Consider the following 13,577-nt stretch of genomic DNA (forward strand, 5'->3'; position numbering starts at 1 on the left):
TAGCGCCGGCTCATTACCGGCCTCGCCAGCCATTCGACACCATCCCTATTAACCGCAGTACCCAGAGACAATACAGATGAACACTATCCAAGAATTGAAAGACCGCCGCGACCAACTGACCCTCGAAGTGGAGAGCATTCAGGGGGACCTGGCTCCCTTCGAAGAGGCGCTGGAAAGCCCGGAGGTTATCCAGCAGGGGCGTCAACGAGTCGTGCAGGATGAAATCAACGATCACAAAAGACGTATCGACTCGCGAAATCTGGAGATCAGCAACCTGAATCAAAAGATTCTTCGCCTTGAGAGATTGGCAAACCATGAGAGCTTGGCTGCGGGATATCTCAGCGATATGGCGAACTGGAAAGCCGACGAGAAGGAACTCAACGAGAAGCGCACCAGCATCGAGACCCGGTTGCAGCAGGTCCGCCAAAGCGATCAGGAAGACATGGCAAAAGCTCGACAAGCTGAAACGGACGCCGCCACCGCTTATGCGCAGGCTGTCGCCTGGGGCGATGTAGAGGGCGAGAAATCGGCTAACGCAGAAGCTCAAAAGGCCGCAAAAAACCTCACGGCTGCGGCTGAGCATCACCGCCGCCAACAACTGCTCATCACCGCCCTGGAGCAGGAGCTGGTGACGATTGATCTGCATATCACAGAGGCAAAAAAAGAACGCGCCAAGATCGAGAACCAAGCGGCACATCTGGCGAACACAGTACTAGAAGAAAAGTGGAACGAGGCTGCGAAAGCGCTGCTGGAAACCGGCGGCAAGCTGTGGGCAGCACGCAACCTGATAAGCCGTGACCCTGTTGCACTGATGAAACTGGATATCCCTGAACAGGGGGAGCACTTTGGAAGCTGGACTTGGCGAGAACTCATAGATCGCTCGCGCCAACACAGCCTTATTGACCTACTGGCGGCCTAACCTGAATCCTCCCCGAAGCAACCGGCAAGGGTCGGCTGTTTCGGGCCTACCATCGGTCCAAACATGAACAAACCACCACAGAACAGCGTACAAACGCCTGATTATCTAAAGGCCCGAAAGCTCCATTTGAACGGGATTATTCTCACCATGGCCAATACAAAAAAGCTCAATTCAAGAGCAAACACCGCCAGTAAAGTCGAAATGCTCACGATTGATGCAATCAAAACAGAGCTCAATTTCATCGACCTTCAGCTCAAAAGAAGGGGCGGATAATGACGAAGTGGAAGCCTGAAAAACCTCCGTCTCGCTAGATCCACCCCTTGCAAATAAGGACTCACACCTTTTCGGTTCGCGGTCTACAGCGGCCTAGACTTATGAGCACTATGCTCCGAAGGCGGTGCTTCGCATCAGTGAGCCGCGTCACTTATGTCTACAGCCCGCAACTTCAATAAACATACGGTCAAACAACTCAAGCAATAAGAGACTTAAGATTGTCATTACAAAAAAAATAAGAAGCCCGATGAACCTAATGAAAGATCACCAACAGCTGATCTTTCACTATATTGCTTCCGGCAAAGATCGTACCGATTTTTTAATGACTAATAATCTACCTTAGAAGCCTTTTTTGCTGGCCACAGTCTCAGCGACCGGTCATTCAGCCTGAGGCCGACAAGAACAGACTTGGCACCTTTAGAGGGGTTATAACTTCTTGAAGACTTATATTTATGAAGTGTCACGACAAAAATAAGTTGTTTGTTTAGGCGGGCCAAAGCTCCATCAAGCCAATCATTTGAAGCCCATAAAATCTCACCATCTTCATGGTGATGCAATTGTCGATGATCAGGATCAGGCGCCCAGCGGCCCCAAACTTGGCTTCTCAACGCGATGCTTCCATCCCCTACGCGCCATTCTCCACTTAGTGGCTCATTCATCAACCCCAAATATCTCGTAAGCTCTATCCCAAGACGTGGCCGTCCTCCCGGGCCCGTAGCAGCAATTTCCTCGCCCTCATCAATACCGAGATTTTGCATGTCGGGTGCCCACACAAATGGATCAAATGGATTCTTACGCCGAGATCGACCGTCATAGTATCCGTCATCCCAAAACTGTGGCAGCCAAATGTCATGACTGGCTCTTTTCGAGAAAGCAGCGCATTTGGGCGATGCACCCTTTTGCTCGACTAGCGCAGTTGAGATCGTTACAGATACTCCATCAGGCGATGACCAACGACCGTACACTGGAAACATTTCTGCGCTAGAACCAGATACGAGACCTAATTTCTGCAACAACGTCTCTTGATCTAATAACGCTTCTTGTCGACTGATTTGATTACCTAATAAATCTTCTTTGGCTTGCTGCGGGAGTGGATCCTTGTGATCAGACAACCACGAGCCATCGTCGAACGTTACATCGTAGGATCTGCGCCACCTTAGCCAAGGAGACTCTTCTTCAACCTCATAACTACGGACCACCACGGGCAAAAAATTAGAAAAATTAGTGGCGACAGTTAAGAGCGCATGCTTTTGAATATGTTCTCTAAAAAACTGAAATCTATCATTTTGGGCCAAATCGTATCGCTCAGGGCCGGGAAAATAATCCATAGAAGTAGCTTCCGGCCACAGACGTTTGATTTCGGAAGAAAGAGCATCCTCAACAACTGCCTCCGCCACACCGAACAGTTCTGCAAGTGATCTGATCTCATGCTTTTTAAATTCATAATCAAAGCTAAAGTCTGATGCAGGCTTTGCTGCGACGGGATAGCTATCGGAAACAACGATACCGTGCTTAGGGTTGTTTATTTCATTAAACAACTCACCTACAAATGAGTCTTGCTTATCTGGACCAATTATATGAGTTAAGCATCTCGCAATATGAAGCTTATGTATAACGTGCATATCAGATCGCTTTGCTAAAGCAGTCAGCTTTGGCCTTAACAACTGTAATGATTGCCCATGGCGCGAGGTTGTACGCGCCAATCCCATTAGCAACCATTGCTGAGAATTTTGGAACGATAGATTTTTCTCAGCCGTTGCCATTGCCGCTACTGATCTATGATCGAAGCGATCAAGCAGTAGACTGAGATCATGAGTCAGCCCAAGCTCATGAAGGGAGTTTAAATGTCGCGCAACTTTCCAGCGAATGTAACCATCGTCGTTACCTAAGAGGTGCCAAATGAGACCAGAAATCACCTCTTCCTCGGTACCAAAAGTTGCCTCCTCAGGGCAAAATGCGCCCTCTCCAATTTCGTCAGCCATGCGAGCTGTAGGACCAGACAATAAATGTTCCAGCGCATCTAAAGCGGTTTTTCCGGTTGTAACCTCGCATAGCGAGGTGGCCAGCTGCAACCAATGGTCCCCATCGAGATCAACTCCATCTGCTGTAATCTTCCGTAGAACGAGCTGGATTACAAATCGTTTATCTCCGCACAGGCTGGTGAGCTTGTGTATATCGCGGGAAACATTAGGAAATTGATCTTCAAAAAGCTCAGTACTCCTGGCCGTAAAAAGTCTTTCGACAAGCCTCTTGGCTTCCAAGGCAAGATGCGAAGATGAACCACTCCAAAATGACAAACTCTCGTTTAATATCTCTATCGACTGATCAAATCGAAGCTCAGCAGCATCACAAACTGCAAACAAAAAACCCAAACGCTTGGAATAAGGGCATGCTAGACGCAACTTAACTATAAAGCGCTGACGAACATCATAGGAAAGTTCTCCGTCAGCCGAAATAGCCTTGAGAGCTTTGTCAATTGCAGTAGAGGAGGAAGAATCGCATTCTGCAATGAGAGCTGTGATGAAATTCTCAATATAGTTTTCACTAGGAGTGTCAATTTTAGCGTGTACAACGTTTGGTGAAGAGCTATTGCGGCTATTGAATTCATCCTGCTTTAGCTTTGCTTCCTTCCAGAGTTGGTCAATCTCGTTGAACTCTTCGCTTGTGATTGCATTTGGGTATTTCTTACCAGCCTCAAGCAAACTCTTCCAAAGCGAAGCCCACCCACCAAAAGGATTATCCTCACGCAACTTACAGATAATCGTATGGAAAATTTTCCTATGATCTGATATTTCAGCTTTTTCTAGGAGGTCAGCGATACCTTCTCCAGTTCGCCAATCCCACCAGCCATGATCCTCACAAATAGCGAGAATAAAAGCGGCTCTTCGCGGATCTAAATGCCCGTGCATTGCAAAATAACAAGCAAGCTGTGGTAATCCATAGGAAAAACCGGCGACATCTTGGTCGTGCCAACGTACTAACTTAGCTAGAGCAGGGAACCCAATAGTCTTTGCAGCTGCTCGTGCAAACAATTTCCAACCGAATTTCTTAGGTTCATTGTTTATAATATTCTGGCACAAGTTCATAAGCCGCTGGGCTAGTTCGGGCTTTAAAAATCCACCTTGTTGCTCACTCGCAAAGTTAAGTAGTGAGTATATTTGCTCATAACTCTCCCCTCCTATTTGATCTAATTCAGACAGACCCTGGCGATAATAACTACGCGCTTCGTCAATGCTTATCGACAATATTGAAGCAGCGAGATCGACATATGTTTCTCCACGCCGCCCTATATCATCATCCTGGCGTAATTGTGCTGCAATATGCTGAGCAAAAGCACCTGCGAGATTATGGAGGGGTGCCCATTGAGTGATCTGACGCAGCAAACTCATTTTCTGCTGAATCGTAAATCCTGTTGTGGAGACTAGGCCGAGCAGTGTTTTAACGTCTTCAACCGATGGGGCGGAGGAATGTTGCAACAATATACTTACGCAGCCAAATCCAACCGCGCGGACAAGTGCGTCGGCGGCTGTTTCAGATCGAAAGTTGATGCCTGACCTAGTATTTTTACTCCATACACTCAGGAAATCGGTGAAGGCATTACCTGATAGGCTTTTGTGCTCGAAGATCGCGTTTTCGATCGGAGCAATCAACTCATGTGCAAGGAATATACCTTGGCTAATATCCTCACACTCACGATCACTAAATTTTGCTTTATTCTTGCGATCACGCCTGTCACTACCAACGTTGGCTACTGGTTCTCGAAGCCCCTGCAAAAATCCCCGCAAATCAGTTCGATTGGTCGCAGCCTTAGCAAGCTTAGTTATCTTGACGTTTTGCGGAAGCAGATCATGGAATGCCACCCGTTTCCCTGAGGACCATACGCGAATGCATGCTCGGAAAATAGAAGGCCAGATGTTGGAGTGACCAAAACGCTCACCGTAATCGTAACTTAACGGGCGAGAAATAGAAGCGCTACTTATGATAGCTTTTGCAAATTTTCGGGAACTGTAGAGCAATGCGATTAAGGCGGCATTAGTTTCAAAATAACTTGATTCGTCTTTGTTAGAAAAACGCTCAACCCTGTCGACCTTAGGAATTTCGAGGACAGCAACTTTTTTTATCAACTCCTTTAATTGCGACCCATTTAATAAGTAAGGCCTCGATAGAAATGACAATTTGAGTTCTCGAGACTTACTAACATCTGAAGCCGCAAACGAAGAAAAAGAAGCAAATATTTTCGTGTCATTTACTTGATCGAATAATTCCAACAACTGCAGAAGTCTTTCACTTACATCCAGCGATAAATGAGAGGACCAACTAGACAAATTACGATCAATTCTAGAAAACGCTCCTTCGACGCTATGCTGAAATAATACGGCTACATAATCATCCAAATTTGGAGCTTCTAGGTCTCGATTTTTCTCGTCGCGTCGCTGCTCCATATACCAATTTATCCAGCGGACTGTACTTTCACATTGTATCTGCGCCTCATCGGGGTTACCCGCAAATCGGTGCGCAATCGTTAATCGAGCACTTCTCGCTCCACGCCAGCCTGAGCGATTTGCAAAAAGTCGGCGGTAGGAGTCGGAGTCGCCAAGCACTATCGCAAGTGCTGGCGATTTAAGAATAAAACCATCACCCCTCATGTTGGCCGTTTCAACTTGTCCAAGCCTCATGCTTAAGCCGAGCACTCGATCCAGGTCATCTTGTGCGACCGCCAGTCTGAAAGCTGCACGCAGTCTCTCGAGTGAAAGTCTTCGGCGTCCGAATTCAGACTGCACAGCTGTCGGAAAGCTGTTCGATTCAGCAAGGGCAAATGCTCTGTCGCTGTCATTTATAACGACTAGAAAGTGTGGCAGTGCTTCAGCCGCGTAGCTCGATGTGGATTGTGAAGAAAGGAGCCGATCTGCAATAACTGTTTGAGCTTTCGTTTGTTCTGAGTAACTCTCCCTTACGAATGTCTCCGTTGGCTCATCCCTAAAGATTGCGCCGTGCGATGAAATCTCTAGCATCGGAGCCAGATCAGAAGCAGCCGTATTTACTTGAGTCACAGACCATCCGAGCGCATCTGCCAGTTCTTCGAGTGGAATTGGTGGAGGGAGAAGTGATAGTGCGACGAAAAATTCAGTTATATCTGTAACACACCAACCGGCTATATGGAGGTCAGAAACAATCTTAGCGCAGCGCTGAGCAATGATTTCGGGTACGGAAATTGGATCTGCCGTAACATCAGCGACAACATTCTTACCCCACGTTTGTACGAGATAGTCGAGAACCCGTGCGTTCCGCCCAGACCTCGCTAGAGCGGTAGATATTTCCACGCTGGTGGCATTTGGCTTACGAGCGGCTAGAAACTCTCTAGCCTCCAAATCATTAAAGGGGCCGAGCTCCACTTCATTTACTTGCGCTCGTCCAATCACGGAGTTTTTACGGTGGGTGCGTGCCGTGTATAAAATTTTTACACCGTCGATAGGATCTTCATCTATTGCCGACAATAGACGTTTGGGAAAAGACTCCTCGTGACGAAATTCGGCCTCTAATTGAGCATTGTCCGAAGCATCTATTATAATAAGCAAACCAAGCTTTTTTGATTGGGTTCGGATTGCCACTGCTGCTTGTGCAAAACGTCTGCACGCTGCCTTAATTATTTTTCGACTATCATCCCCACCCGGAAGCATAGGATCACATAGTGCTCGCGAAGCCAGCTCGTTGACGATTTGTACTAGTCCAATTTTAGGTAAATGTCGCGCTTGATTTTCTGATCGATAAGCCCCACCGCCGAAGCAATCAAAAATAACAACCTCAAACTCTGGAGCCATTTTCTCAGCAAGGCTCTGGACAAAGACGGTTTTGCCCACCCCGCCCTCTGCGTGGGCAAAGACAGGTAAATTTGAAGTCTTTATCAAATTGCTTGTTATAGTAAGCTCTGCTCTCTCTACAACTGCTCCGACGTCGATAAAACGAGATTCCGCCGGAAAAAGATCCTCTGGTTCGCAATCCATCGCATCCAGTACATCCTCCCGTCGAATCAAATTCTTACCTTGACCAGTTGGCCCGGCTTTCTTTAAAACTAAATCCTGCAGGTCGTAGAGCCGAAGACGAGCTTCTGTATCTGAGCCTGGTGACCAGTCAGTGAGTGTTCTTTTGAGTAAGTTCTCTTGACCCGCAAGACTTTTTTCCCCCGCTCGAAAAACTATTCTAGAAAAAAGACGACTTACGTCAGATAAGCCACGATTGGCGCACCATAGCCTGAGGTTTTTAGCCTGGGTGGATGCCCCTGCGGACTTAGGTTTAGATCCGTTAACTAGGGAGATAATTGCTTGCCAAAGAGTCTCCGTAAAGTCTGAATTTGTCACGAAGATGAAAGATAGCTTTTTGTCGACTTTAGTTGTTGGAAACTCTTTATCATAACCTAGAATCGTATCGCTGAATTTCTCGATTGTTTTGCGAAGATAAACTGCTGTAACAGCTTCCGCTCGCAATTTGTATTTAAATTGAACCGTCTCCAGCCGATCACATGTTCTAAAGTTATCTCCACCACCGTAATATAAAACGAGATCAGCTACCTCTTCCGCTTTTGCTCCTGGGCTCGCGGTCTCCGTAGAAGAAATGCCTTCCACGGCGATCGCAAACAAACAATCATCGGGAAAGACCAATTGGAGAGCTTTCCTCGCAGCCCAACGCTCATGAAAGGTGTGACCCGCGCGGGAAGCGCGGACTGAATCGACCTCTGTTGCGATATTCGACATTGGGGTTGTTTCGTCCTTTTCCCAACAGCATTGAGTTCTTTGATTTCCCAGAAACCAAGGGCGAACTTGGCGTCGGAGTAAAGCAGCAAGGCTCGTGCTCTGCCTATTTTTAGCCATTCAACACTGATAAAGAAGGCGCTTCAATCACTAAGGTCTACCAGGTGCATTTTCAACTGCAGAGCCAGCATAGGTGGGATCGCATTCAACACCCAAGTCCCTGCTGGTTGTACAGACAAAACTCAACGTCCGCCTTTCAGTGATGCCAAGACTAATCCACTGCTTCTGCATCAGCGGACCATCCAAGCGAGAGCTCTGGTCCGATGGCGGTCTTCTTAATTATCTTAAACGGCTCCTTGCAAGCAGTTATTGATGTAACACCTTTTTTCATGTAACACGGCTATCGACGAATTGCGAGCCGATGTGTAACACCCTATAAACCAATTAAAATCATATACTTATGAGGTAGCGTAACGCACGTAACAGGCGTAACACAGTTTTTAAGGGGATACCCCGAACCCCGTTTGTGAATCGTCCACCAGCGAGGGGCTGATCGATAAAGCTTCGGGTTTTAAGAGGCATCGGAACCCCTGCACGTATGGGTTTGGCACGGGGTAGGAAACCCGCAGGATCGTGCGAGCGGCAGTCTTTCCTACGTCGGTTGACAGGTTGACGTGGTTGACGCCATGCAGGTGTTCACTATCAGCAACAGATACCGCCACCTTTACAGAAGCTGTAACGATGGCCCTTTTTCTTCAAGATCCTTTCAATTTCAACGATTGAAATTTCAGTAACTTCCAACGCCTCCCACTAACTCGATCCCGCGGGTTTCATGCCCCGTGTTGGATGCTTATTGCCAGGGGCCCCCGGTCTTTCAGCCTGAGAAGCGATACCGAAGTGATCGATCGTAGCCAGCATCCAGTACTGTCACTGGACAGGTAGACTCCTAGGCCTTAGCGTGGGATCAATGTCTGCGAACTGTCGTAGCGCGTAAGAAGGATAGGAAGCCTATGTTTAATCATTTCGATCCAAAACTCTTTTCAGATCCAAATTTCAAGGAAGACTCTGTTCGCGAGGTGATCATCGCGCCGATGCTTTCTCGATTGGGCTACCACCCAATCGGTACCCAAACGGTCGTAAGAAGTAAGACCTTAACTCAGCCTTTTATCTATGTGGGAACTCGAAAGCATTCGGTGACAATCATCCCGGACTACACCCTCTACCATCAAGAACGACCAATCTTAGTACTTGATGCGAAAAGCCCTACTGAAAATGTCACGTCGACCGCTCACATACAGCAAGCCTACAGTTACGCCATCCATCCAGAGGTCCGAGTCAACCACTTTGCACTCTGTAACGGGAAAAGGCTTGCGGTTTACACCGTAGAAAGTCCTAAGCCAATCCTTGATATTCCCTTCGAGGATTTTGAATCACGCTGGGAAGACATTGAAAAACATCTTGCCCCCAAATACCTTTTGCGGCCGGAACTACGAAATTTTGCACCTGACTTTGGTTTTGCGGTTTCTCGCCTGGGGCTGGCGGCAAACTCGGAACTCATCATGATCGGCGTCCGTCTCGGGATGTTCGCTAAGCAATCTGCAGACCTCTATACCGTGACAGTAAACACTGAGTTTGCTGGTATAAATCATTGCGTTAGCTTCGACTTTAAACCCGAGCTATTAACACACTTGGTTGCAGGTCTTCCGGGCGGCCTCCGAGACCAGTTCTTGACGGCTCTGTCTCATGCCCCATTTAAAGCCGGAGCTGACCTTTGCGTTGAGGTAGATCTTAGGACACACCTGGGTGACCCGATTGAAGTGGAAAATGAAACGTTCGTTCCTCTCATAATCGACGATGTTCTTGGCGCTCGCTTCAATCCGACTCCTCCGAAATCGGCAGCCACGGATATCCCGCCTTACATCTTTCGATTAAGTAAAGTCATCAAAATCGGCACGACCGATCAAGACCCTGCATGAGATTACGTCAGGCGCGAGGTTGAAGCATCTGGATGTAGCTAACAGCTATGACCGTGTATCCCAGCGTGTATCCCCAGCTGGATAATTCGCCTGCAAGCCAAGTGTTATATGGAACCCTCTAGTCTCCCTCGGGCACCATCTTAAAGAAAGACCTTGAATTTCAAGGTCTTTTTTTTTCGTCTGCAGAAAAGCGCCCTGAGGCCGCGACAGCTCCCAGAGAGCGAGATAGCGCGACTCCCCTTCATATCATCATAAAGTCCAGCAGGCCCACTCACAGGCCTTTGCGAGGACGCTAAAACGACCCTTGGTTCCCTGGACCCACCCAAAGTACTGCTAGCGCTTCGAGCGGAGATCCTGTTTCCTTTAATGGGCATGGACTTTAGCACTGAAGCCCCTCCCGAGGCGCCTCTTCGCACTTTCCGACCGCCCAAAACAAAACCCCACCTGCTTTCGCAAATGGGGTTTCGGAATTTAATCTTGACGATGACCTACTCTCACATGGGGAAACCCCACACTACCATCGGCGATGCATCGTTTCACTGCTGAGTTCGGGATGGGATCAGGTGGTTCCAATGCTCTATGGTCGTCAAGAAATTCGGGTACTGAGTCGTGGCCGGCTGGCCTCGCTTCAGCAAATTGGGTATGTGACAGCTGTCGGTGTTTTGTGAAATCTCGAACTTTCGGTTCATTGCGTCTTCACACACCGCAATCTGGCCTTTCGACGCAAATTGCTTGGGTGTTATATGGTCAAGCCTCACGGGCAATTAGTATTGGTTAGCTCAACGCCTCACAGCGCTTACACACCCAACCTATCAACGTCGTAGTCTTCGACGGCCCTTCAGGGGACTCAAGGTCCCAGTGAGATCTCATCTTGAGGCTAGTTTCCCGCTTAGATGCTTTCAGCGGTTATCTATTCCGAACATAGCTACCCGGCAATGCCACTGGCGTGACAACCGGAACACCAGAGGTTCGTCCACTCCGGTCCTCTCGTACTAGGAGCAGCCCCTCTCAAATCTCAAACGTCCACGGCAGATAGGGACCGAACTGTCTCACGACGTTCTAAACCCAGCTCGCGTACCACTTTAAATGGCGAACAGCCATACCCTTGGGACCGGCTTCAGCCCCAGGATGTGATGAGCCGACATCGAGGTGCCAAACACCGCCGTCGATATGAACTCTTGGGCGGTATCAGCCTGTTATCCCCGGAGTACCTTTTATCCGTTGAGCGATGGCCCTTCCATACAGAACCACCGGATCACTAAGACCTACTTTCGTACCTGCTCGACGTGTCTGTCTCGCAGTCAAGCGCGCTTTTGCCTTTATACTCTACGACCGATTTCCGACCGGTCTGAGCGCACCTTCGTACTCCTCCGTTACTCTTTAGGAGGAGACCGCCCCAGTCAAACTACCCACCATACACTGTCCTCGATCCGGATAACGGACCTGAGTTAGAACCTCAAAGTTGCCAGGGTGGTATTTCAAGGTTGGCTCCACGCAGACTGGCGTCCACGCTTCAAAGCCTCCCACCTATCCTACACAAGCAAATTCAAAGTCCAGTGCAAAGCTATAGTAAAGGTTCACGGGGTCTTTCCGTCTAGCCGCGGATACACTGCATCTTCACAGCGATTTCAATTTCACTGAGTCTCGGGTGGAGACAGCGCCGCCATCGTTACGCCATTCGTGCAGGTCGGAACTTACCCGACAAGGAATTTCGCTACCTTAGGACCGTTATAGTTACGGCCGCCGTTTACCGGGGCTTCGATCAAGAGCTTCGCGTTAGCTAACCCCATCAATTAACCTTCCGGCACCGGGCAGGCGTCACACCCTATACGTCCACTTTCGTGTTTGCAGAGTGCTGTGTTTTTAATAAACAGTCGCAGCGGCCTGGTATCTTCGACCGGCATGAGCTTACGGAGCAAGTCCTTCACCCTCACCGGCGCACCTTCTCCCGAAGTTACGGTGCCATTTTGCCTAGTTCCTTCACCCGAGTTCTCTCAAGCGCCTTGGTATTCTCTACCCAACCACCTGTGTCGGTTTGGGGTACGGTTCCTGGTTACCTGAAGCTTAGAAGCTTTTCTTGGAAGCATGGCATCAACCACTTCGTTAACTAAAAGTTAACTCGTCATCAGCTCTCGGCCTTAGAATCCCGGATTTACCTAAGATTCCAGCCTACCACCTTAAACTTGGACAACCAACGCCAAGCTGGCCTAGCCTTCTCCGTCCCTCCATCGCAATAACCAGAAGTACAGGAATATTAACCTGTTTTCCATCGACTACGCTTTTCAGCCTCGCCTTAGGGACCGACTAACCCTGCGTCGATTAACGTTGCGCAGGAAACCTTGGTCTTTCGGCGTGGGTGTTTTTCACACCCATTATCGTTACTCATGTCAGCATTCGCACTTCTGATACCTCCAGCAAGCTTCTCAACTCACCTTCACAGGCTTACAGAACGCTCCTCTACCGCATCACTTACGTGATACCCGTAGCTTCGGTGTATGGTTTGAGCCCCGTTACATCTTCCGCGCAGGCCGACTCGACTAGTGAGCTATTACGCTTTCTTTAAAGGGTGGCTGCTTCTAAGCCAACCTCCTAGCTGTCTAAGCCTTCCCACATCGTTTCCCACTTAACCATAACTTTGGGACCTTAGCTGACGGTCTGGGTTGTTTCCCTTTTCACGACGGACGTTAGCACCCGCCGTGTGTCTCCCATGCTCGGCACTTGTAGGTATTCGGAGTTTGCATCGGTTTGGTAAGTCGGGATGACCCCCTAGCCGAAACAGTGCTCTACCCCCTACAGTGATACATGAGGCGCTACCTAAATAGCTTTCGAGGAGAACCAGCTATCTCCGAGCTTGATTAGCCTTTCACTCCGATCCACAGGTCATCCGCTAACTTTTCAACGGTAGTCGGTTCGGTCCTCCAGTTAGTGTTACCCAACCTTCAACCTGCCCATGGATAGATCGCCCGGTTTCGGGTCTATTCCCAGCGACTAGACGCCCTATTAAGACTCGCTTTCGCTACGCCTCCCCTATTCGGTTAAGCTCGCCACTGAAAATAAGTCGCTGACCCATTATACAAAAGGTACGCAGTCACCCAACAAAGTGGGCTCCCACTGCTTGTACGCATACGGTTTCAGGATCTATTTCACTCCCCTCTCCGGGGTTCTTTTCGCCTTTCCCTCACGGTACTAGTTCACTATCGGTCAGTCAGTAGTATTTAGCCTTGGAGGATGGTCCCCCCATATTCAGACAAAGTTTCTCGTGCTCCGTCCTACTCGATTTCATGACTAAGAGATTTTCGCGTACAGGGCTATCACCCACTATGGCCGCACTTTCCAGAGCGTTCCGCTAATCTCAAAGCCACTTAAGGGCTAGTCCCCGTTCGCTCGCCACTACTAAGGGAATCTCGGTTGATTTCTTTTCCTCAGGGTACTTAGATGTTTCAGTTCCCCTGGTTCGCCTCTTGCACCTATGTATTCAGTACAAGATAACCATCTTATGATGGCTGGGTTCCCCCATTCAGACATCTCCGGATCAAAGTCTGTTTGCCGACTCCCCGAAGCTTTTCGCAGGCTACCACGTCTTTCATCGCCTCTGACTGCCAAGGCATCCACCGTATGCGCTTCTTCACTTGACCATATAACCCCAAGCAATCTGGTTATACT

The 13,577-nt window shown here is 48.7% G+C and carries 4 protein-coding genes and 2 rRNA genes; 3 read left to right on the forward strand and 3 right to left on the reverse strand.

Going from position 1 to position 13,577, the window contains the following annotated elements; genetic code table 11:
* Nucleotides 1–76: 76 nt before the first annotated feature.
* Both BFP99_RS19535 and BFP99_RS19540 read left to right on the forward strand, forming a co-directional pair.
* A complete protein-coding gene (locus tag BFP99_RS19535) occupies nt 77–919 on the forward strand; it encodes a chromosome segregation protein SMC (protein ID WP_065947934.1) in 843 nt (280 codons plus the stop codon).
* Between the two features lie 63 nt (nt 920–982).
* Nucleotides 983–1,192 carry a hypothetical protein gene (locus BFP99_RS19540; protein ID WP_065947935.1) on the forward strand — a complete coding sequence of 70 codons (210 nt, stop codon included), beginning with the start codon at nt 983–985 and terminating at the stop codon, nt 1,190–1,192.
* Nucleotides 1,193–1,518: 326 nt separating this feature from the next.
* Here the strand turns inward: BFP99_RS19540 and BFP99_RS32280 are convergent, their stop codons facing one another.
* Nucleotides 1,519–7,941 (reverse strand): hypothetical protein, encoded by a 6,423-nt coding sequence (locus BFP99_RS32280; protein ID WP_083221221.1) that lies wholly within the window; start codon nt 7,939–7,941, stop codon nt 1,519–1,521.
* Between the two features lie 1,007 nt (nt 7,942–8,948).
* On the opposite strand from BFP99_RS32280, the gene BFP99_RS19555 reads away from it, so the two are divergent.
* On the forward strand, nt 8,949–9,914 hold the full coding sequence (locus BFP99_RS19555) for a type I restriction enzyme HsdR N-terminal domain-containing protein (RefSeq protein WP_065947938.1): 966 nt from the start codon (nt 8,949–8,951) through the stop codon (nt 9,912–9,914).
* A 475-nt stretch (nt 9,915–10,389) separates the two neighbouring features.
* Here the strand turns inward: BFP99_RS19555 and rrf are convergent.
* Both rrf and BFP99_RS19565 read right to left on the reverse strand, forming a co-directional pair.
* Nucleotides 10,390–10,505, reverse strand: a 5S ribosomal RNA gene (rrf, locus tag BFP99_RS19560).
* Between the two features lie 152 nt (nt 10,506–10,657).
* A 23S ribosomal RNA gene (locus BFP99_RS19565) occupies nt 10,658–13,549 on the reverse strand.
* Nucleotides 13,550–13,577 lie beyond the last annotated feature (28 nt).

This window comes from Pseudomonas sp. 1 R 17 (assembly GCF_900067035.1).
Classification (GTDB): domain Bacteria; phylum Pseudomonadota; class Gammaproteobacteria; order Pseudomonadales; family Pseudomonadaceae; genus Aquipseudomonas; species Aquipseudomonas marginalis.